Origin of the sequence: Cyanobacterium sp. Dongsha4, assembly GCF_036345015.1 — a bacterium.
Taxonomy (GTDB): domain Bacteria; phylum Cyanobacteriota; class Cyanobacteriia; order Cyanobacteriales; family Cyanobacteriaceae; genus PCC-10605.
This window is the reverse complement of record NZ_CP084098.1, coordinates 2,838,617-2,858,822: the sequence shown is the minus strand read 5'-3', so window position 1 is coordinate 2,858,822 and position 20,206 is coordinate 2,838,617. Positions and strand designations below refer to the sequence as shown.

Here is a 20,206-nt window from a genome sequence, read left to right as displayed (position 1 = left end):
ATAGGTGCTAGGTATCATAATAGTTCGGGATTCGGAGTTAAAACCAATAGATTTTGATAAAAACAGTGTGAGGTAAACTAGGTTGGTAGTGGGTGGCAGGTTTGAATAGTGTTAAACTCTTATGGTTTTAGATTTAACTTAGAGGTGTCAATAATCTTTGAATATGATTAGCTAAATCTCTTAACCTTACAGGTTTACTCATATACTCATCTGCTCCTGCTTTGAGGCATTTTTCTCGGTCATTTTCACTTACTAGGGCTGTTAAAGCAATAATGGGAATATTACGGTAGTCAGAATTTTGTTTCAAATATTCGATCGCGCGAATTCCATCTAATTTCGGCATTTGTATATCCATAACGATTAAGTCTGGTTTTTCTCCGCTCAAAGCTGATATTGCTTCTTGTCCATCCATTGCGACAAAAAGACGATAACCTTTAGCTTCTAAATAATTTTGCATACTAATCACATTCGCTTCATTATCTTCTGCTAATAAAATCAGAGGTTGTTTTTTATTTATTTTTGTTTCTATTCTACTGTTGCTTGTATTGCTTGTATTGATATTGGTATTGATAGAGGTTGAAATCTTGTGCTTAACTTGATTTCGGGCAATGGGTAAATCAATCAAGAAACAACTACCCCATCCCAATCGACTGCTAACGCTAACTTTACCCCCATGAAGTTCGACAAATTTTTTAACTAAAACCAATCCTAATCCTGTGCCTTCATACTGACGATTCAAATTACTATCAATTTGTACAAAAGGTTGAAATAATTTATTGATATTTTCCTTCGCAATTCCAATTCCTGTGTCTGTAACTAATAAACGAAGATGATGAGAATCTTGATTATCAGAAAGAGGAGGATAAATAGCTTCTAAAGTAACTTGACCGTAATTTGGAGTGAATTTTACCGCATTATTCAGCAAATTGAGCAAAACTTGACGAATACGGTTCTCATCGGCGTAAATTTCGGGTAAATCTGGAGGTAAAATACTTTGTAGTTGTATTTGGTTTTTTTGAGCTTGAGCCTGAATTAAATCCAAACTTGATTCACACAGAGAATAAACAGAGATATTTTTTAAATTGAGATCAATTTTTCCTGCCTCGATTTTAGTGACATCGAGAATATCATTAATTAGTGATAATAAGTGCTGTCCACTATTTTCGATAGTTTTTAAACTTTGTTCTTGCTGTATGTTAATTTCCCCATAAATTTTTTCTTGGAGAATTTCCGTCATTCCTAAAATTGCATTAAGAGGGGTGCGTAATTCATGGCTCATCATTGCTAAAAACTCATCTTTAAGACGATTAGCTTTAATTAATTCTTGATTGGTTTTTTCTAGTCTAATTTCTCTTTCTTCTAGTTCAAAAGTTCTTTCTTTAACTCTTTCTTCTAACTCTGCATTAATTTGAATAATTTGATCATGGGCTTTTTTCAGTTCAAATTCGTAGTTTTTACGGTCTGTTATATCTGTTAAAACACCTTCCCAAACCGTTGAGCCGTCTGGAAGATCACGGGGAACAGATTCAGCAGTAATCCAACGCACTTCGCCATTGATCACAACCCTAGTTTCTCCGAAAAAGGGAGTTTTCTTCGCAAAAACCTCTGCATTTAATGCCACCCAAGCATCATAGTCATCGGGATGAACACAGGCAAAACCCTTGAGAGGGTCTTCTTCAGCTTCTTTTCGCTTCAATCCTGTTAATTCTAAGAAACGCTCACTCATAAAGGAAAAATAAGCCATTGGGCTATCAGGCTTTTTAACCATAGTATAAGTCCCCACTGGTATGGCTTCTGTTATAGCGAGGGCAGTTTGTGCTAAGGTTTGACGAGCTTTTTCTAATTCTGACTCTACTTGCTTTAAATCCGTTAAGTCTAACATGGACACTAAGACTTGATTTTCTAGGGCAGTAGCACTGAATAATATTTCTAATTGTTCGCCGTATTTGTTGACAACCTTACATTGTAATGATTCACGTTTGCCAGTCTTTCTTTGCTTTTCGACCAAATCATGCCACTGACTCAATACTTTCGTGCGATAGTTCGCATCTGGATAAGCTAATTGAGCCCATTCTGACATTGTGGGCATATCTGTCAGGGTGTAACCGAAAATGTCATGAAAACGCTTATTGAGAAATGTGATTTCTGGATCTTCTTTATTGGAATTATAACTTGCGATCGCAATGGGGGCATTATCTACAATTTTTAGGTATTCTTGCTGTAGTTGCTTTAATTCTTCTTCTTTCTGTTTGCGTTCTGTTATATTTCTGGTTATACCCTGTATTTGTTTTAAGTTTCCCTGCTCATCAAAAACGGGAGTAATAATTACTTCTGTCCACACACTAGACCCATCTTTACACAAAAGCTCTAATTCATCCCTAAAACCGTATTTTGGCGCGTTTTCAGGAGAACATTGACTAACCTCTTTTAACCGTTGATACCCTTTGAATAGTGAATCAGGAGCAACTAAAATCTGTTCAAATGTTTGAAGGCGAACTTCTTCGGGGGTATAACCTCTTATATATTCAATAGAAGGGCTTATATAGTCAAACTGAAAATCAGGAGTCATTGTCCAAATATTATCTGTGGCATATTCGGCTAACAATCTATGTCTTTTTTCACTTAGTCTTAATTGTGCTTCTGTGCGTTTTTGTTTCGTAATATCAACAAATGATGAGAGGATCATATTATCTAATATTTTGACGCTGATTAACACATCCTTCACATCTCCATTTTTACAAGTAATATGAAATTCTTGGGGCTCAACAATTCCTTTTTTTTGTCTTGCCTGTAAAATCATCTTGAACCATAATTTATAAGAAAGACTGCGATAATGAGGGTCTGGATAAGCAATGTTAAACCAATCATTGATAGTGGGAATATCGTTGGTAATATAACCAAACAAGTTAATAAATTGAGGATTTACATAAAAAACGGCCGAATTAGGGGGAAAAGCTGACAAACCGATACCCACTGGGATAGTATCAAAAATCGTCTTCAACAATGATTTATTAACGAATAATTGATCTAACCAATTATTTTCTATCTCATGAATTTGAGACTCTATCACATCTCGCATTTTCTCCAGAAGATAGATAAGATCATCAGAATAACAAGTTTCTCGATTATTAAGCAAACAAATTGTCCCAAAGATGCGATTATCTGAATATCTTAGGGGAAAACCTAGGTAAGAAATAAGGTTGCACTGTAAATCAAAATTATTTTCCCTGTTTTGTTTTGTTAAGGCATTATTAATAATTAATCTTTTTTTATTTCTGATTACTTGCTCACAATATATTCCTGAACCGATAACAGAGTCTCGACTAAATTTAACATAAGGATTTTCAGCATTTTGACTGGTAACAATAGTTTTAATCTGATTACCTAAGACTCTTGTAATTAATCCTACTGTTACTCCTGCTATATTGGTTATCGCATCTATAATTCTTTGCCATTCCTGAAAAGTATCTTTGGTAATAACCTTATATTTTTGTTCCATTATGCTGAATCCATAGATTAATTAATAATCATACATTTGATAATTTTACTTTTTTATCGTTTGTTCTTTAATTTTTGTCAACAAATTTTATGTATTTGTGTGTAATTCCGATGGTTTAAGAATCTGATTAACTTGATGATTAGTGTCGATATTTGCAACTAAATTTACAGATTGAGGATTTTCGATTAAAGGTTTGATAAATATTTCTGGGTGCAATGCTTTCCAAAAGTAGAAAACAAATTCTTCTATCTCTTGACTATTCATGCCTGTTTTTCCTTGAGCTATCATTTTTTGTTCGGCTTCTATGCGCCATTTGAGACTATAGCGATAGTCGTCAGGATTTAGTATCATCAGATAGTCTAGTTTTTCCCAAAGAGGTAAATATTCTTTGAGTCTTCGATTACAGTCAAGGGCAAAGGTGCGATCGCTTTTTGTTATGATAGGGGGCGGAGGATTTTTAAATACTTCTTCTTCAACGGGTTTCACTCCCACAAACCAGCCCTCAAAAATGATTATATCAGCGTGATTGACTATTTCTCCTGAGATGCGATCGCCTCTACCTTGATGGAGAGATTTATCAAAACGAGGAATACTAACCGGATATTGGCGATTTTTCAATGCAGTTAACACATCAAGACCTAATTTTACATCATGAGTATCAGGAGGGCCACGCCAAATTAAACGAGAATCTAATTTTAATAACTCTTTTCTATCCTGATAAGTTTTATATAAATCATCAAGAGAAATGGCAACACTAGACAGATTCAAATATTGCCAAATTAAAGAAAGAATTTTTGTAATAGTAGTTTTTCCCGTACCTTGTCCCCCTAAAATACCCATAATAATAGGATGAGATTTTTGTTGGTATAAATTAGCTAATTCCAATGCTAGGGGCAACCAAAAAAACCAAATAGTTGTTACATAATTCTCTGATTCAGTAAAATTTAACTGCTGTAAAATCTTTTTTAAAGAAGGATATATAAGAGGTAAAAGATTAAGTTTTTCTCGGTATAAATCAGGCTCTTGATTATAGGTAAATGGATAATTTGAATGAGGAGTAAATGTTTTTAATATTTCTTGCTCAGAGGAAGATAATGATTTCCTTTCAATAATCTTTAGGATTAAATAGTTAAACTCTGATTTAGATAATATATTCATATTACCTCTTAAATAAAGTGAGTATAGGTAATTTTTTTCTACAACAACATTAATTATTATTTTTTAAAACTGGCAATCTCTCCCCTCGGAAAATTTCTTCACTAGCCTTCCCCATATCCACCAACAAACTCATCACATTGCTTCCCAACATTTGCCCTAAAACCATGGGTGGGGTTAATAGACTTAGAGCAACACAAGATAATTGAGATGATGATTTTTGATCAGCCATGATTTTTCCTCAAATATGTGAATGGTTAACTTTTGATTTATTATTATTCGTAGTTTTTCCCGATTTATGGACTTGGGGATAACCTAAAGGACGTATTTCTTGATATTTTCTTTCTTCTTCTTTTTTCTTGATTTCTGTGTAGTCTAGCCAGTGAATACAGTCCACAGGGCAAGTATCGATCGCTTCTTGAACAATTTCCTCTGTATCCCCATCCTGATTGTACACCCTAGAACGCCCATAATCATTCTCAATATAAAAAGTATTGGGAGCGACATGAACACAATTTTTACAACCGATACAAGTCACCTCATCCACATAAACACCTTTTTCTCTCTCAATACCGCCTAACTCTGGCTCAAAACCACTTCTATCGGGATTATCTCGCCAAATGCCTCCTAATTCTGGTTCAAAACCTGTTTTTGATTCTCTATCCCCTTGATCTAACATAATAAAAAAAATTAAACTGTCAATGGTAATAATAATCGTTTGTCTATATAATAGTTTTGGGATAAACAAGGTAGAATGGGAAATCCGTATCTAAACCTTGTCTATCGCAATCATTGGTGAGTATTCAAGTTATATAACAAGCAGAAATCGGGATAATTAACCCAAATTTCAGTAAAAAAGAGAAAAGAGATTAACTCCAACGTTGAACAACTAAACGGATTGAACCATCATTGTTTTTTTGTTGTTCAGTGACAGAAAAGCCCTGTTTAGAAGATTCTTGAAGTACTGTCTGCAAAGCATAACCTTGAGTGACACGTTGTAAGAAACCATCAACAGTCCAAGGCTGTTGCCAGTATTGTAAATCAGCGACTAACTCATACTCTTGACCATTCCAAGCAAAACCAATATCATAGTTATTCTCTTGTTCAATAACTATTTGGGCTTGGGTAGTTTGTCCTTGATAACCTCTGACGCTAAAAGGACCATTTTTCCACTCAATACCCAAATTATTTAAAGAGGCTTGTAATGATTCCAGATTCCGAATTTGAGTCTTTATACTGCTAAAGTGAGACATAGTTTTTTATGACTAAATTTGATTAAATCGGACAAAATGAAAATTATATTCATTAAGTTTAACAAAAAATCAGGGTTGTAAAGACCTTCTTTTGAACAGTGTGTGATTAGTTATAATTGAAGCGAAAAAGAGAAGATAATTGATTAATATACCAGTAGCGAAAGTCGAGGTTTAACATGGTAACGGCAATCACCAAAGGTGCGACTACGTCTAAGACATCTCCTATCACCGTTGAAGAATATCTGGCACAAGAAGAAATCAGCAAGGAGAAAAACGAATTTATCGAAGAAGAAATCATTAAAATGGCAGATGCTTCAGCTAATCATAATCGTTTAGGGGTTAATTTTAGCCGTCTATTACCCTTAGAAATCAATAATCAAAGTTAGGAGATTTTTGTGAGTGATATGAAATTATTACCTCCTGATGGTGAGAATTATTTTTATCCTGATGTTATGGTAATTAAAGGTGAGCCAAGATTTACTAATGAGAAACAAACGGCGGTGACAAATCCTTGCTTAATTGCAGAAATTTTATCAAATTCGACGGAGGGATTTGACAAAAATCAAAAATTTGCCTTTTATCGCACTATTCCTGAATTAAAAGAATATATTTTGATTGATCAAGAAGATTATCGGGTTGAATTGTATCGCAAAGTAGGTAAAAATCAATGGTTATTAACAGAATTAATGAGTCAAGAGGATGTGTTAACTTTAGAATCTGTTGAGGTAGAAATTAGTTTGGCAGATTTATATAAACGGGTTAAGTTTACAAATAAATAGCAATACATAATTCAATAACTATTTTCGATAAATCTTCACAAAAAACCTCGATAAAGAAGAATAAATTATGAATAATCAATTATTGTCATTACCTATAACCGTACCAAGAAAAAAATTAGATAAATTTTGTCAACTTTATCATATTAGTAAATTATTTCTATTTGGTTCAGTTTTAAGAGATGATTTTAATGAAAATAGTGACATTGATTTTTTAGTAGAATTTAAAGCCGATTATATTCCCACATTCTTTAAATTATCAGAGATGGAAAGAGTATTATCAACATTATTTAATGGGCGAAAAATTGACCTGAGAACAAAAGAAGAATTAAGTCCTTATTTTCGAGATAAAGTTATCAAAGAAGCGGTGATTCAATATGAAAGTTAGTCCTTATCCGTGTAAGTTTATAGGTAAGTGTAAGCAAAATGTATCAAAAAAAGAATCATGAATAATAATACTAAAGCGGCATAGAATTTGTTAACTAACTTAGAAAAAACTATTAAAATCCAGCTCCTGTTTTAGATATTACTTTTCCATTTTGAAAAGCAACATTAATCAGTTTTGATCCATCTCTTGAATACCAAGAATAACTTTCAATTTCTATATTTCCGCTTTTTGCTACACCTCTATAACCTTTGACACCTAGATAATTTTGAACATCTTGTAAGGTCATCCCTTCTTTTATATTATCGAAAGTAGATTGATTTATTTTATCTGTATAAGAATCCGTTAATAAATCTTGAGAATTTTGTTCTATTTTCTGGTTATTTTTTTCTGTAGTAAATATTTTATTATATTGGCAACCATATAAGGAAAGAATTAATAAGATTAGCAAATTTCTAAAAAGAACAATATTGCTATATTTTTTCTGTTTTTTACAAAAAATTAACATAATTTACAAATCTGAGATGAGTCATAAAAAATAAAGAGGATTCGCTTAATAAATTTATAAGATATAAACTATTTAAAGATTTTTCAATTAATAATTATTTTATAGAATAAAGGTTGAAATAACTCAACCCTTACCTTAAAATTACCAATTATAATTATTTGTTTGATGATGATTAACCTGATTAGTAGTTTCTAAATTTTCCTGATAATAGTCTCCTGTTTTTTCCTGAGAGATAACCCTGCCTAATTGTGCCTCAATAGCTTCCGTTACTTCCTGACAAGATTTGCCGATAATGCCCGTGACTTTTTCTTGCACTCTACCATCAGGATATATTATAAATTCTAGTGTTTCCATAGACATAGATTCATTTTCCCCTTAGCTAAATTATTGTTTCTCATTTTAACCTATGGTTTATTCTCAACAAGACTTTGATCAAGCCTGTCAATCTATTATTTCTACTGCTAACTACTTATATTCTCAGGGATGGACTCCTGCTACTAGCAGTAATTTTTCTCAAAAATTAGATACCCATTATTGTGCTATCACCGTTTCAGGTAAAGATAAAGGCAGGTTAATCGCCGATGATATTATGATAGTTGATTTTGATGGTAAACCCCAAACACCCCAGAAACCATCTGCTGAAACCCTCCTCCATACCAGTCTCTATGGTTTTGATGACTCTATTGGAGCGGTTTTACATACCCATTCTCTTAATAGCACTCTCATTAGTTTAATAACAAATAATAATAATTGGCAATTAGAAGGATACGAATTATTAAAGGCTTTTAGTGGTATAACTACTCATGAAGATGCGATCGCACTTCCTATTTTTGAGAATACTCAAGATATAGCCAATTTAGCTCAAGAAGTGATTAATTATTTGAATACTGGTGTGCCTTGTTGGGGATATTTAATTAAAGGGCATGGGGTATATACTTGGGGGGAAGATATGGCTTCTGCCTTGCGCCACTTAGAAGCGATAGAATATTTAATGAAGTGTGAATTAGAAATAATGAGGATTAAAGGCGGAAAATGACAGCATTAAAAATCTTTTTAGATAATCAACCCTCTACACCTATTTTTGATAGTGATAGTATTCCTGAAGTGGATAGAATCAGCAAAATTGCCCATAAACTGCAAGAAGTGGGGGTGCGTTTTCAACAGTGGCAAACCATGGAAAATTTAACTTCTGGGGTGTCTCAAGAGGAAGTATTAAACGCCTATCAACGGGAAGTAAAACAATTGATGGATGAGGAGGGTTATTTAACTGTTGATGTAGTTAGTTTAACCTCAGATCATCCCCAAAAGGCGGAATTTAGACAAAAATTCTTAAATGAACACACCCACAGCGAAGATGAGGTAAGATTTTTTGTGGATGGTAGGGGATTGTTTAGTCTTCATCTCGATAACCAAGTGTTTGAGGTATTATGCACTAGAGGAGATTTAATTAGTGTACCTGCTAATACTCGTCATTGGTTTGATATGGGGGAAAATCCGCATTTTACTGCCATTCGCTTTTTTAATAATCCTGAAGGTTGGGTTGCTAATTTTACGGGGAGTGACATTGCCCAACATTTTTCTCGTTTAGACTCTTAAGACAAATCTTCCCTAATCTCTGTATTCCTTTCGATTGAATTGACTACTCCTTACCCTTAACTGAAATGGATGAATGGATTATTTACAAAGAAATAACCTTTGAAGCCGCCCACAAATTACCTCACCATGACGGAAAATGTGCAAGGTTACACGGGCATAGTTGGAAAGCAAGAATTTATGTCCGTAGTAATCATCTAGTCAGCGAAGGCACTAAACAAGGCATGGTTATGGATTATGGTGATATTAAGGCTTATATACAACCTATTTTAGATCAATATTTAGATCATTACTACCTCAATGAATCATTGGGCTTAGAAAATCCCACTAGCGAGGCGATCGCGCTTTGGCTATATAATAAATTAGAATCGATGGGAATGCCCAACCTATATGCAGTAGAAATCCAAGAAACCTGCACGGCGGCGGCAAGATACATGAGAATTTGAGAGTTTCGTTGCTTCTACTCTGCAAAATATCTCAAACGAAGGAAGTAGATAAAAATGACTAAAACATTATCAGAAATGATGGCAAACTTTACCCCTGAAGAACAAGCAGAAATACAAGCAGAAGCTAATCAATTAATCGCAGAAGAAATCACATTAAGAGAATTACGCAAAGCCTATTTAGCTAACTATATTCAGGGTTTAGGAGGAGGTTTAAAATTAGTGGCAGAATTTCCTGAAAATAAAACTTTTATCATTAAAGGATTAGCGGATTTAAGTGATGAATCTTAATTAATCAATAATAAACAATAAACAATAAATAATAGCTAATAACTAATTAAAATTAATCCTATTTCAAACATTATGGAAGCACAAGAATTATTAGAGCGTTACGCAAAAGGCGAAAGAGATTTTCGGGGCAAAGTTTTTGGAAAACTAGATTTAAGAGGGGCATCTTTGAAAGATATTGATTTAAGAGGTGCTATTTTAACCTTTTCAGATTTCAGCGATGCTGATTTAACAGGAGCAAATTTAGAGTATTCTTATCTCGTAGGAGCAAATTTTACCAATACCAATTTAGAAAAAGCATTATTAAATAACTCATCATTAGAGTGGACATACTTATATAAGACTAGAATTGATAATTGTCAGGGACTTGACTCTAAATGGTATAAAGTTTGGGGAATAGTAAATGGTCAAGCTAACATGAATAAGTTACAAAATCTTGACCTTAGTTTTTGTTATCTCAAAGAGATTAACTTTAGTAATTGTAATTTACAAGGGACAGATTTTTCTGCTTCAAAATTAATTAATGTTAATTTTAGTAACTGCAATTTAAAGAATAGTAAATTCAATTTCAAAAAAATGCAAAATTTGGAAGGATATTCACCTAGTTTTCATTATCATTATCCTTCAATAATAAATTGTAATTTCACTAAGTCCGATTTGACTAATGCTGAGTTTATATCTGCCGATTTGAAAAATCTAAATTTTACTGATAGTGCATTATTTAATACAAATTTTAGTTCAACAAAAGCTGGAATTGATCCACATTGGAATGAATGGTTTACAACTAGCAGTGGCTATATTTGGTTAAAAACAAATTTTGATAATGTCGATTTTCGTGGAACTAAGTTGGCAACAGCAATATTTAATCATACTAATTTAAGAGGTATAATTGGCGATGAAAGTGTTTTTGAAAATAATAAATTATATATAGCTTGGTTGTTAATAAATAATTTGATTAATGAAAATAGCAAAACATTTTTAGAGTATCCATTAGATTTGGATTTTGTCGATTTAAGAGACATTAATACTGAGCAACTTAAATATATTAATTTAAAGTTTGCTAATTTACAAAATAGTGATTTAAGAGGTTTAAATTTAAGTAATCTTGATTTAGAGGGAGCTTGTTTAAAAGAAGCTGATTTATCAAATGCAAATTTAAACAGAACTAATATGAAAAGAGTTAATTTAACAAAAGCAACTCTTTTTGAAGCAAATTTAAGTCAAGCAAATTTATCTGACAGTAATCTTTCTAAAAGTTCTTTATATTCAAGTATTTTTGATTTGGCTATTTTAGATAATGCAATTTTGCAGAAATGTAATATAACAAATGCTAATTTTAGATATAGTCAATGTGTAAAAGCTAATTTCGATAATGTTTATATATGCTATAACTTAAAAGCTAATTTTGATAGTGCTAATCTGACAGGTACAATCTTTGATAATACCCTATTAAATAAAAACTATCAATCATCTCCTATAATCTCAGAATTTAACCACTTATTAACTCAACAAAAAGACTTTATAACTAGATATAAACAAGGCTATTTATTAGAATCCCCATTAGAAGGAAGCCATAGCGAAATAACCACTATTTCCACCGAAGAAACAGCAAAATTAAGGGCATTTTCTTGGGAGATGGTAGATAAATATAAAAAATTTAAACAAAATGCAAAATCCGTTGAACTATTCGTTAATAATTTAACAGGAAAATTAGGAGAAGCACTATTAAAACATCGCTTAGGAAATCTCGTCACCGAAGTTGATTACGAATTATATAATTATGGTGATGGCGGTGTGGACTTTACCTTAACAGATTATCCCAATATCGGTATTCAGGTTAAAACCCGTAGCGGAAATTTAACGGAAATTTCATGGTCAATTAGTAAAGCTGAAATAGAAAAAAATAGCCTTTTAGTATGTGTTTTAAGTGAGCAAAAAATCTCCGAAGCTCAACCAAATTATAAACTAATTTTTGCAGGTTTTATCCCTACTTCTGAAATAAAAATTGACGGTAATAAAGGCTATGTAAAAATTGATGATTTGTATTATAGTGGAGGAATTTACAGTTATTTAGAATCTCTCTTCATCAAGGATTAATACTACTAATATTTATTTAATTTTATAGGAAGCTAATTTAGCTTTAACTAATTTGATTTCATCATAACTATATTCGCTACCTAAATAGTCTCTAATAGGTTTGAGAAATTTATCTCCTATTTTATTAAGGGCTTCACTGATATTTTTCTGTTTTTCTAGGTTAACAAATTCATCGATATTTACGGGTTGATTTAATTCAATTAATTCACAGAAATGACTAATAATTGTTGATTCTGTTAAGCCTCTTTTTTGTGCTATTTCCCTCACTGTTAAACCTTGTTGATAGAATTGTAATGTTTTCATATGAGTATGAGAAGGTAAAGGAGTTATTACAGGTTGTTCATGATTAAAAGAAATTATTTCTCTGAGAAAATAGTTTCCATATTTGTTTAATTTATATTCTGTAACTCCAGATATTTTGCCTAAACTTTCTAAGGAAATTGGTTGTAGTTGTGCCATGACTTTTAAGGTAGAATCACCGAAAATAACATACGGAGCGATATTTTCTTCATCTGCCAATTTTTTTCTTAGTTTTTTTAGTCTGGATAGTAAAATTTCTGTTTCTAATTTTCTGGGATTATCTAGGTCTTGAGAATTATTATTTTGCTCATTATTTAAAGCTATTGTTACTTTCCTTTTATGTTGTAAAATTTTCCAGCTTTCATTATTTAGTTTTAAAATTTTATAACCATCGTTACTTTGACTTACTAAGCCTTGATAAACTAAAGATCTTCCTAAGTATTGCCATTCTTTAGTTGTATGGTCTTTTCCTATACCATAAGTGGATAATAAATGATGTCCATATTGATAAATTTTTTGATTTTTTGCTCCTCTTAAAATGCTGATAATATGGTTCATGCCAAATTTTTCTTTAGTTCGAGCAACACAGGATAAAAATTTTTGAGCTTCAATAGTCCAATCAATAAATTCTTTGGGGTTTAAACAGTTATCACAACCGCCACAATCCCCTTTATATTTTTCACCAAAATAGCCTAATTGAACTATTCTACGACAGTAATTTGTCTCTGCATATTCTTGTACTTTTTTAAGTTGTTCTCGTGCTTGTTTTTGTTCGTTGATATTTTCTTTTTGTTTGATGAAATAATTGATTTTATATTCATCGCTAGGATTATATAACAGAATACATTTTGCTGGTTCTCCATCCCTCCCCGCTCGTCCTGACTCTTGATAGTAACTTTCAATATTACGAGGTAAATCGTGGTGGATGACAAAACGGACATCAGGTTTATTTATACCCATGCCAAAGGCTACGGTAGCAACCATTATACGGGCATCATCTCGAATAAAACAATCTTGATGGTGCGATCGCATCTCATCGGTTAAGCCACCATGGTAAGGTAGAGCAGAAATATTGTCTTGACGAAGTCTATAGGCTAAATCTTCTGTTGTTTTACGAGCTAAACAATAAATAATACCAGAACCTTCTAAAGAATTAATTAACTGCAAAATTTGGTGATAGTTGCGTTTTTCTCGTGGTCTTACTTCATAATAAAGATTAGGACGATTGAAGCTAAAGCGACGAATAATCGGATTACGAAGCCGTAACTGTTGAATAATATCCTGTTGCACTCTGGGGGTTGCCGTGGCAGTTAGAGCCGTAATTGGTATTTGCGGGAAACGTTGACGTAATTGCCTTAATTGCCGATATTCCAAACGAAAATCATGACCCCACTCAGATATACAATGAGCTTCATCAATAGCAAAAGATGCGATCGCATTAGTCTTGGCAACGGTATTTAAAAATGACTGAAACTTCTCACTAATAAGCCTTTCAGGAGCAAGATAGAGTAACTTAATTTTACCAGAAAGAATTAATTGTTCCCGGTGCTTAATTTCTTGAAAATCAAGGGTGCTATTGATAAAAGTTGCCCCAATACCATTATCATGCAACGATGTAACTTGATCTTGCATTAAGGAAATTAGAGGAGAAATAACAATTGTCACCCCCTTTTTTAGTAAAGCAGGAAGTTGAAAACAAAGAGATTTTCCGCCCCCAGTGGGCATAATTATCAGTAAATCATTATTATTGAGGGCATTTTGGATGATTTCTTCTTGTCCTTCCCTAAAGCTATCATAACCAAAGTATTTCTTTAATGATTGGCGTAAGGATGACATTATCTAAATTCCTACCTCTGTCTGACTTGCAATCAACAAAACTCAGCATCTCAACTTGGCTCAATAACCACTACTGTAAACTAACCGCAGTACCAGTGGCAGTAACCAATAACAATACACCTTCTTGATCTACATTAATTGTACCAGTATCAACTTTTATACCGATAACTGCATCCGCATTAAGTTTAATTGCCCGTTTTTTTAATTCTTCAATGGCTTCTAATTGGGCTTTTTCAAAAACCTTTTCATAACTACCAGTACGTCCTCCAAACATATCACGAATTCCCGCAAAAAAGTCTCTTAAAGCATTAGTGCCATAAATTACCTCTGCTGTAACAACACCTAAGTAAGAAGAAATTTCTCGATTCTGAATATTATCTGTGGTAGTAACAATCATTATGGTAAAAGAAAATATAATTTAATTTCTAATTTTAAATAAGCTCAGATTATTATATAATAACAACAGTAATAGAATTTCTCCAGCCATCATCAATTAATAATAGAAAATGACTGTCCATGATTGACCTTAATCAACTATTTTCTTCCATTGATCCTAATCCATTTATATTATCAATTCTTGCTAAAATCAAACATGATTTAGAAGTTGATCAAGTATTTATTAGTCAATTTAATTCTAGGGGTGAATTAGAAAATATTATCAATGGTTCAGAGCTAATTTCAAAAAAAAAAGATTCCTTTCAAGAAAATAATTTGTATGAAATTAGTGATTCTTTAATTGGAAAAATAAAGAAGAATCAACAATCTTATTTTACCCATGACAGTGATGATTTAACGGAAGATACTTATCCCTTAAAAAGAGCAGAATTACTGTTTCCCATTAAGCTAAAAACACCTCAAGTTATAACCGTCAATGAAGATATTGATTTTTGGGGAATTTTATCTATTTATGACTATAATTATGAGCGTAAATGGCAAGAAGAACAAATTAAACAAATTGATGAAATTATTAGTATTTTAACTTTAGCAATAGAGCGAAAAATTATCTTTGATAAGTTAATAGAAACACAGCAACAATGTCAATCTTATTCCCTTCTTGATGATCAAACTGGTTTAGCAAATTATTCAGCTTTTATTGATTGTTTGGATTATGAATGGAGAAGATTAGCAAGAGAAAAACAACCTCTTTCATTAATTTTATTAAAATTAAGATTTGAAGCTGAATTTAATACGAGAATCTTAGCAAAAATCGGTTATTTTATTCAAGAAGAAATAAAACGTCCTGCTGATTTAGGTGCTTATTTTGGGAATAATAAAATAATGATTATGCTTCCTAATACGAATGGTGCTGGTGCTTTATGGGTGAAAAAAAATATTTTCAAATCCTTAGCAAAAATAACAAATGCCCAAAAAAGTTTTCAGTGCGTCGCAGAAATTTTAACGATTATTCCTGAATATAATCAGGACTATAATTCTATCATTAATAATTTAGAAAAGTCTCTACCTAATTTTGAATAAACTATATCAAAGAAATTTGATTTGAATTGTGATGTGGTGGTTAAGGAAGAATCCAAAACTCAGGAGTCAGTGTTTTCAATTTAAGTAGGGTTCTATTTTTTGTTTTTCTTCTGAGAATGGGTAATCCATTCTAAAAACCGATTCCATGCCCACCATTTATCTTGATCATTCCATTGTCGTTGACAGTTTTTACTACTAATATAACCGACATGACCGCCGTATTTTGTAAGAGTGAGGTCAATCCAAGAATTGTTTTCGCTTACTTTTATAACTTCTTCGATTAAGCTAGGGGCAAACATGGGATCATCTTTAGCATATAAGATTAAGGTCGGTTTTTTTATTTGGGGTATGATTCTCAGAGGGCTACTAAGTCGATAATATTCCTCTAAGCTATCAATACCTAATTGAGGAATAACTAAATTTCGATCGAACTCTTTTATACTATTGACTCGATCGAGTTGTTGTTGATTAAAATGATGAGGATGAGCTTGAAATATTTTTTCTGCCAATTGTCGTAAATTACGGGTAATTACCTTCTCTAATTTACTACCTACAGGATGATTTTCCAGATAATTTAAGGATTGCCAAGCATCCAAACTCGGACAAATCGCACAACCTCCGCCTATATCTTCTTGTGATAACTCTAAGGAATCTTCATACTTACTCAGATGGGATGCCTCATATAATCCCCATAACGTTAATTTTCCTCCCAGAGAATAACCTGTAAACCAAAATTGCGGAGGGCAACCTAATTTTTTACTTTGAGAGGCAATACACAGAAAATCTTGTCCTTCATATAACCCATCAGAGGTTAAGGTTGGAGAAAGTAAAGCCGTTTTACCATGAGCTCTCCAATCAAACATAACTACCGCATAATTCTGAGCATATGCCTTAGCCGACAAAATCTTTAAAAACCATTGGTCTTGTAAACTTCCTGTAATGCCATAAGTAGCAATAATCGTACCTTGAGCATGAGGAGGAATTGCTATTAAACCATAAATGAGTACATTATTCGCACCATAGAATATATGTTCTTGATAATTCGGCTCACTATATTTTATGGTTTTCTGCCAATTTCTGTGAGCAAAAAGGGCAATATAGAGAGTTTGAATTAAACCACTACGCAAAAAAATACTCGGTTCGTAATGCCACATATATTTGAGGTTGATCAAAAAAGTAGTAGTAGGTAAAAGGGCAAGAGTGTTTAATTAACACTAACCGTAATACTCCAACCCCGAACTAAAATTATTCCCCTTGAATATGGACAGCTATTTGGCGAAGATGCGATCGCATCCTATGTTCCCATAAATATAATCCTTGCCAAGTACCTAACCATAAACGCCTCTGACGAACTATGATATTCTCAGAAGTGCTAGTCAAGACAGAGCGAATATGACTAGGCATATCATCAACACCTTCTGCACTATGGAGATAATCAGCACTTTCAGGCACTAACTTACTAAAAAAACTACTCAAATCAGCTAATACATCAGGATCGGCATTTTCTTGAATAATTAAACTTGCGCTAGTATGAAGAATAAAAACCGTACATAAACCCGTCTTAATACCTGAATTAATGACCACGTCATTCACCTGAGAGGTTATCTTATGTAAGCACTTACCGCTAGTTTTGACTTGGATTACTTGTTGGTGAAGTTTCATAACAGTAAAATAATTAAACAAAAAAATGGAAGAATTGAGTTTTTCAATGGCAACATTGGCGGATTTTGATACCCTTAGACAAATATACCGTTATACGGTTAAAAAACTTGCCCCTAGCTTATATTCTCCTGCACAAGTAGAAGCATGGTCTGCCGCCCCTGATAATTTTAACAGTTTTCAATATTTTATTTTCGATCCCGATACATATTTACTATTGATTAGGCAACAAATAGTTGGTTTCTGCGGTTTGCGCAAAAATGGACATATCGCCTCATTATATATTCATCCAGATTATACCCGTCAGGGTTACGGTACTAAACTGTTAAATTACGTTTTAAATATAGGTGTTAACCGACAAATAAAGAGATTTTTTACGGAAGCGAGTTTTTTTTCCTATCCTGTTTTTACCCGTTGCGGTTTTACCGTGATTGAAATGGAAATAGTAAATTATGGAGATGTTGCCTTCGATCGTTATAAAATGGAAAAAATTATTCCATACACATCAGACTCATGAGCGATGAGAATTTAAAAGCATTGGCAAAAGAGGTAAAAATTCAATTTACCATCCTCGGCGTTTTTGTCATTATTTTCTGGTTAATTGAAATTATAAATCTAACTTTCTTCGGTGATCGCCTCGATTATTTGGGAATTATACCGAGAAATTTGACAGGCTTAAGAGGCATCATTCTCGCCCCTTTTTTACATGGAGATATACCCCATTTAATCGCTAATACTTTTCCTTTTATCATATTAGGATTCTTAACCATGTTAAGGAAAACCAGTGATTTTTTCATCGTTACTTTTTTCTCAATGATTGTGAGTGGCTTAGGAGTCTGGCTATTTGCTTCTCCTAACTCAGTTACGGTGGGTGCTAGTGGGGTGATTTTCGGTTTTTTGGGATTTTTGATGTTTAGGGGCTTATTCCAAAAAAATATCCCTTCTATCGCCGTTTCCTTAATTGTTATTTTTTTATATGGTGGAATGGTGTGGGGCGTATTACCAACAGACCCTCGTATTTCATGGTTAGCTCATCTATTTGGTTTTTTAGGAGGAGTTTTAGCGGCGAAATTTATTGCTGATAATCAAGATAATTAGGGGTTGATGAAGGAGTAGTGTCCCTGAGAGTAGGTAACAGGTGACAGTCCAAAATACCTATAAATCAAAGATTTCTATAAAATATAAGATGCGATCGCATTTGCAACTCCATCATTTTCCACATCTTGAGTAACTCCCGCCGCAATAGCCCTAATTTCTGGGGGTGCATCCCCCATCGCAATACCCAAACCAACATAATCCAACATGGTGTAATCATTGTAATTATCACCAATTGCCATAACTTCTTGGGGGTTATAACCTAAGATTTTTTCCACAAGATACTTTACTGTTGAACCTTTATTGACATTGGCTTGAGTTGCTTCTAAATAAATAGGATTGGATTGAGTTAAATATAGTTCATCTGTGGAGTAACGAATTTGTAAATCTTGTAAAAGGTTGCCGATAAAATCAGCATCAGGACTTTGTGCTAAAACTTTTGTGGGATGATTATTTAATAAAGTTTCTAATTTTTCTACTACATTAAAATTAATTCCAGACCTAGTAACATAAAAATCTGTTTTTTCTGAGAAATTTTCTACATATAATTGATCATCATAATAAAGATGAATTTCTAATTCATTATCTATTTGTTTTTCCCTAAAATATTGCATTAATTCCTGAGCAATGTTTTTATTTACAGGCTGATGTAAAAGTATTTCCTGATTATCAACTCTTTGCATCCAAGCACCGTTATAAGCAATTATAGGTAAGTCAGCGTTAATTTCTTGGTGAAATCTTAAAGCAGAACAAAACATTCTCCCTGTAGCTAAACCAACTTTTACCCCTTTTTCTTGGGCTTCTTTAATGGCATTTTTTACTTTTTCTGTTACCTGATTAGATTTCCCAGAAATCGTACCATCAATATCGAGAATTAGCAATTTTATATCTGTCATTTTTTTATAGTAAATGTTAATTAATTAAAACACAGGGCAAAGGCAGTTAAAAATCAGTAATTAGTAATTAAGACAAGGCAATAGTTAAGAATTAAGAATTAAAAACTTCTGACTTCTACTAATTACTCGTCAATAGATAATTGTTTCTTTGCAGATTGCCAGAGAGCTTCTAATTCAGTCAATGAATACTCTTGCAAGGGGCGATCGCATTTTTGCTCCATGAGGGAAAGCCTTTGAATAAAACGATTATTTGTTCCCTGTAGGGCAACAGTGGGGTCAATCCCATACCAACGCCCTAAGTTAACTACTGTAAATAATAAATCACCTAGCTCCGTTTCGGCGTGTTGTAGATCACCTTTAATAATAGCTTCTTGAAATTCTTTTAATTCTTCCTGAAACTTATCCCAAACTCCTTCTACGTTTTCCCACTCAAATCCCGCTTTTGCTGCCTGTTTAGAAATTTTTAAGGTTGCCATCAGAGGAGGTAAGCTACGCACATAAGTTTTGAGTTTTTCACTTAATAAAGCATGGGTTTTTTGTTTTTCTTCTTGCTTAATTTTTTCCCAGTTGTGATGTACTTCTTCCTCACTTGTTACCTCAACATCACCAAAAACGTGGGGATGACGGCGAATTAGTTTTTCACTGATACCCTCAGCAATATCTTCAAGGGTGAAATATTCATTTTCCTGGGCAATTTGTGCTTGTAAAACGACTTGTAAGAGTAAATCTCCCAATTCTTCGGCTATTTCTGCCTGATTTTGAGAGTGAATAGCGTCCACTGCTTCGTAGGCTTCTTCAATAATGTAGGGAATTAAAGATTCTTGAGTTTGGGCTAAATCCCATGGACATCCCCCTAGAGGCGATCGCAACTTGGCTACTATGTCGATCAAGCGTTCTAGTGCAGTTAAGATTTTTTGATTAGGGTGACTGGCAAATTTGGTCATGAT

24 protein-coding genes are annotated in these 20,206 nt (G+C 33.0%); 11 read left to right on the top strand and 13 right to left on the bottom strand.

Annotated elements, in window-relative coordinates:
* Positions 1 to 133: 133 nt before the first annotated feature.
* From Dongsha4_RS12310 to Dongsha4_RS12290, 5 genes are all read right to left on the bottom strand, one after another.
* Entirely contained in the window at positions 134 to 3,499 is a 3,366-nt protein-coding gene (locus Dongsha4_RS12310; protein WP_330202668.1) for a PAS domain S-box protein, read from the bottom strand.
* An 87-nt stretch (positions 3,500 to 3,586) separates the two neighbouring features.
* Entirely contained in the window at positions 3,587 to 4,657 is a 1,071-nt protein-coding gene (locus tag Dongsha4_RS12305; RefSeq protein WP_330202667.1) for a glycerate kinase, read from the bottom strand.
* A 49-nt stretch (positions 4,658 to 4,706) separates the two neighbouring features.
* Positions 4,707 to 4,886: a hypothetical protein gene (locus Dongsha4_RS12300; protein ID WP_330202666.1), complete on the bottom strand. Its 180-nt coding sequence runs from the start codon at positions 4,884 to 4,886 to the stop codon at positions 4,707 to 4,709.
* Positions 4,887 to 4,895: 9 nt separating this feature from the next.
* Positions 4,896 to 5,333 carry a ferredoxin gene (locus Dongsha4_RS12295; protein WP_330202665.1) on the bottom strand — a complete coding sequence of 146 codons (438 nt, stop codon included), beginning with the start codon at positions 5,331 to 5,333 and terminating at the stop codon, positions 4,896 to 4,898.
* A 190-nt stretch (positions 5,334 to 5,523) separates the two neighbouring features.
* Positions 5,524 to 5,907, bottom strand: coding sequence for a DUF1257 domain-containing protein (locus tag Dongsha4_RS12290; protein WP_330202664.1), 384 nt, complete (start codon positions 5,905 to 5,907; stop codon positions 5,524 to 5,526).
* Between the two features lie 176 nt (positions 5,908 to 6,083).
* Between Dongsha4_RS12290 and Dongsha4_RS12285 the strand changes: the two genes are divergently transcribed.
* The 3 genes from Dongsha4_RS12285 (at position 6,084) to Dongsha4_RS12275 (ending at position 7,071) form a co-directional block, all read left to right on the top strand.
* Positions 6,084 to 6,293 carry a hypothetical protein gene (locus tag Dongsha4_RS12285; RefSeq protein ID WP_330202663.1) on the top strand — a complete coding sequence of 70 codons (210 nt, stop codon included), beginning with the start codon at positions 6,084 to 6,086 and terminating at the stop codon, positions 6,291 to 6,293.
* Between the two features lie 9 nt (positions 6,294 to 6,302).
* Positions 6,303 to 6,686: a Uma2 family endonuclease gene (locus tag Dongsha4_RS12280; RefSeq protein ID WP_330202662.1), complete on the top strand. Its 384-nt coding sequence runs from the start codon at positions 6,303 to 6,305 to the stop codon at positions 6,684 to 6,686.
* Positions 6,687 to 6,753: 67 nt separating this feature from the next.
* A complete protein-coding gene (locus Dongsha4_RS12275) occupies positions 6,754 to 7,071 on the top strand; it encodes a nucleotidyltransferase family protein (protein WP_330202661.1) in 318 nt (105 codons plus the stop codon).
* Positions 7,072 to 7,183: 112 nt separating this feature from the next.
* On the opposite strand, the gene Dongsha4_RS12270 is transcribed toward Dongsha4_RS12275, so the two are convergent.
* The gene (locus Dongsha4_RS12270; protein WP_330202660.1) at positions 7,184 to 7,576 is read right to left on the bottom strand and encodes a hypothetical protein; all 393 of its coding nucleotides are present in this window, start codon (positions 7,574 to 7,576) and stop codon (positions 7,184 to 7,186) included.
* A 141-nt stretch (positions 7,577 to 7,717) separates the two neighbouring features.
* Positions 7,718 to 7,936, bottom strand: a complete 219-nt coding sequence (locus Dongsha4_RS12265) for a DUF2997 domain-containing protein (protein ID WP_330202659.1) — start codon at positions 7,934 to 7,936, stop codon at positions 7,718 to 7,720.
* A 46-nt stretch (positions 7,937 to 7,982) separates the two neighbouring features.
* Here Dongsha4_RS12265 and Dongsha4_RS12260 point away from each other — a divergent pair, with 46 nt between their 5' ends.
* From Dongsha4_RS12260 to Dongsha4_RS12240, 5 genes are all read left to right on the top strand, one after another.
* Complete coding sequence (locus tag Dongsha4_RS12260) at positions 7,983 to 8,612, top strand: methylthioribulose 1-phosphate dehydratase (RefSeq protein WP_330202658.1); 630 nt, start codon at positions 7,983 to 7,985, stop codon at positions 8,610 to 8,612.
* A complete protein-coding gene (locus Dongsha4_RS12255; RefSeq protein WP_330202657.1) occupies positions 8,609 to 9,172 on the top strand; it encodes a cupin in 564 nt (187 codons plus the stop codon). The genes Dongsha4_RS12260 and Dongsha4_RS12255 overlap by 4 nt, the downstream gene beginning before the upstream one ends.
* A gap of 65 nt (positions 9,173 to 9,237) precedes the next feature.
* Entirely contained in the window at positions 9,238 to 9,615 is a 378-nt protein-coding gene (gene queD, locus Dongsha4_RS12250; protein WP_330202656.1) for a 6-carboxytetrahydropterin synthase QueD, read from the top strand.
* A gap of 54 nt (positions 9,616 to 9,669) precedes the next feature.
* A complete protein-coding gene (locus tag Dongsha4_RS12245; RefSeq protein WP_330202655.1) occupies positions 9,670 to 9,903 on the top strand; it encodes a hypothetical protein in 234 nt (77 codons plus the stop codon).
* Between the two features lie 72 nt (positions 9,904 to 9,975).
* Entirely contained in the window at positions 9,976 to 11,997 is a 2,022-nt protein-coding gene (locus Dongsha4_RS12240; protein WP_330202654.1) for a pentapeptide repeat-containing protein, read from the top strand.
* A gap of 12 nt (positions 11,998 to 12,009) precedes the next feature.
* Here the strand turns inward: Dongsha4_RS12240 and recQ are convergent, their stop codons facing one another.
* Together recQ and Dongsha4_RS12230 are read right to left on the bottom strand one after the other, a co-directional pair.
* Positions 12,010 to 14,133, bottom strand: a complete 2,124-nt coding sequence (gene recQ / locus Dongsha4_RS12235; protein ID WP_330202653.1) for a DNA helicase RecQ — start codon at positions 14,131 to 14,133, stop codon at positions 12,010 to 12,012.
* A 70-nt stretch (positions 14,134 to 14,203) separates the two neighbouring features.
* Positions 14,204 to 14,530 (bottom strand): YbjQ family protein, encoded by a 327-nt coding sequence (locus tag Dongsha4_RS12230; protein WP_330202652.1) that lies wholly within the window; start codon positions 14,528 to 14,530, stop codon positions 14,204 to 14,206.
* Positions 14,531 to 14,649: 119 nt separating this feature from the next.
* Between Dongsha4_RS12230 and Dongsha4_RS12225 the strand changes: the two genes are divergently transcribed.
* The gene (locus Dongsha4_RS12225; RefSeq protein ID WP_330202651.1) at positions 14,650 to 15,609 is read left to right on the top strand and encodes a sensor domain-containing diguanylate cyclase; all 960 of its coding nucleotides are present in this window, start codon (positions 14,650 to 14,652) and stop codon (positions 15,607 to 15,609) included.
* Positions 15,610 to 15,701: 92 nt separating this feature from the next.
* Here the strand turns inward: Dongsha4_RS12225 and Dongsha4_RS12220 are convergent, their stop codons facing one another.
* On the bottom strand, positions 15,702 to 16,763 hold the full coding sequence (locus Dongsha4_RS12220; RefSeq protein WP_330202650.1) for a YheT family hydrolase: 1,062 nt from the start codon (positions 16,761 to 16,763) through the stop codon (positions 15,702 to 15,704).
* Between the two features lie 91 nt (positions 16,764 to 16,854).
* Positions 16,855 to 17,271: a secondary thiamine-phosphate synthase enzyme YjbQ gene (locus Dongsha4_RS12215; protein ID WP_330202649.1), complete on the bottom strand. Its 417-nt coding sequence runs from the start codon at positions 17,269 to 17,271 to the stop codon at positions 16,855 to 16,857.
* Positions 17,272 to 17,296: 25 nt separating this feature from the next.
* Here Dongsha4_RS12215 and Dongsha4_RS12210 point away from each other — a divergent pair, with 25 nt between their 5' ends.
* Both Dongsha4_RS12210 and Dongsha4_RS12205 read left to right on the top strand, forming a co-directional pair.
* Entirely contained in the window at positions 17,297 to 17,785 is a 489-nt protein-coding gene (locus Dongsha4_RS12210; protein ID WP_330202648.1) for a GNAT family N-acetyltransferase, read from the top strand.
* Positions 17,782 to 18,366, top strand: a complete 585-nt coding sequence (locus tag Dongsha4_RS12205; RefSeq protein ID WP_330202647.1) for a rhomboid family intramembrane serine protease — start codon at positions 17,782 to 17,784, stop codon at positions 18,364 to 18,366. The genes Dongsha4_RS12210 and Dongsha4_RS12205 overlap by 4 nt, the downstream gene beginning before the upstream one ends.
* A 74-nt stretch (positions 18,367 to 18,440) precedes the next feature.
* Here Dongsha4_RS12205 and Dongsha4_RS12200 read toward each other — a convergent pair whose 3' ends face one another.
* On the bottom strand, positions 18,441 to 19,259 hold the full coding sequence (locus tag Dongsha4_RS12200) for an HAD family hydrolase (protein WP_330202646.1): 819 nt from the start codon (positions 19,257 to 19,259) through the stop codon (positions 18,441 to 18,443).
* Positions 19,260 to 19,381: 122 nt separating this feature from the next.
* A complete protein-coding gene (gene mazG, locus Dongsha4_RS12195; protein WP_330202645.1) occupies positions 19,382 to 20,203 on the bottom strand; it encodes a nucleoside triphosphate pyrophosphohydrolase in 822 nt (273 codons plus the stop codon).
* Positions 20,204 to 20,206 lie beyond the last annotated feature (3 nt).